Annotated in this window: 2 protein-coding genes; both read left to right on the plus strand. The window is 44.7% G+C overall.

The features are described from left to right. On the plus strand, nucleotides 1-456 hold a 456-nt coding region (locus tag A3756_RS07590), incomplete at its 5' end, for a DNA polymerase III subunit chi (protein ID WP_068553227.1). Between the two features lie 153 nt (nucleotides 457-609). Next, nucleotides 610-980: class I tRNA ligase family protein (locus A3756_RS07595; protein WP_156490351.1), on the plus strand; the 371-nt coding region annotated here is incomplete at its 3' end.

A 980-nucleotide genomic window follows, 5' to 3' on the forward strand; every position in this document is an offset into this window, starting at 1 on the left:
AACAAAAGCATGCCCAGAATAGACCTATACCTCTTAAATGAAGCCAACTTTTCTGAGCAAATTGCTTTTTGTTGCCGTTTAACGGAGAAAGCCCTGCAACAACACAGTCGAATTCATATTCAGACTGTGGACGCTATTCAAAACGAAGCACTAAACAGCGCTTTATGGACTTTCAAACTCGAAAGCTTTATTCCTCATAGTCTCGGTCAAAATGAGTCAGAAAGCAAAACCGCGCCAGTCATCATCGATGACAAACCATTAAAGTCATCACTTCAAAAAGACGATTCTTTGCTCATCCTCCTACGAAAGCAGTTACCCGAGCGCTTGGAAGATTTCAGCCGTTTGTGCTTAATCATTCCGAATATTGAAATCGAAATTCAGGACGCACGTACCTTATACAAGCAACTAAAGAGCCTTGGCCATGAGGTTCATATCCACGATCTACGGAAAGCTTAGGGAAGTCTTTGCTTTTTTAAGCAACTATATTAAGCAAGTCCCTAGCTTCAGCTCGCTCACGCCATGTATAATGTCGGCCATTTTTTATCGTATGCCAAGCGAAAGTCAGGCACTCGACCTCTAGCCATTTTTAACGAGTAAGCATCAACGATTATGGATAAGACCTACCAACCTAGCGAAATAGAACAGTCTTGGTATAAAACCTGGGAAGAAAGCGGCTACTTCAAGCCTTCAAATGAAGGCCAGCCCTACACCATTATGATTCCGCCACCGAATGTCACCGGTAGCTTGCATATGGGACATGCCTTCCAGGACTCTATTATGGATGCCCTAACCCGCTATCACCGCATGAAAGGTCATAACACTTTATGGCAGGTCGGTACCGACCACGCGGGTATCGCAACTCAAATGGTTGTTGAGCGCAAGCTTGCTGCTGAAGAAGGCAAAACTCGCCATGACCTCGGACGTGAAGCCTTTCTCGATAAAATCTGGGATTGGAAAGAAGAGTCCGGTGGCACAATTAC

The organism is Oleiphilus sp. HI0086, from assembly GCF_001635225.1.